This window comes from Neisseria sp. HMSC055H02 (genome assembly GCF_001813335.1).
Taxonomy (GTDB): Bacteria; Pseudomonadota; Gammaproteobacteria; order Burkholderiales; family Neisseriaceae; genus Neisseria; species Neisseria sicca_C.
The window spans coordinates 1-246 of the sequence record NZ_KV812061.1 but is presented as its reverse complement, the minus strand read 5'-3'; the positions used below and the strand labels follow the sequence as shown (position 1 = coordinate 246).

At 29.3% G+C, this 246-nt stretch carries 1 pseudogene; it reads right to left on the bottom strand.

Annotation, left to right across the window (positions count from 1 at the left end):
• A pseudogene (locus tag HMPREF2907_RS11410) lies at nucleotides 1-213 on the bottom strand (hypothetical protein); the annotation flags it as partial.
• Nucleotides 214-246: the final 33 nt, after the last annotated feature.

Genomic DNA, 246 nt, shown 5'->3' with positions numbered 1-246 from the left:
TCCATAGATAAATTTCAGATAGCTGAACTGATTAAATTTAATTTTTACCCAGTCTGTATAATTGGGAGTAGAGATCTCTTGAGGAAAGTCCGGATAGTCCACACAATTGACGATGATATGGAATTCATCATTTTTCAAAGTATAACTTAATAGAGATCCCTCAATTATATGCAGAGATTGATAATATTTTCTTGGAATAGTATAAGTTGTCATATTATTTTACCTTTTCAAAAACAATGGTTTTAA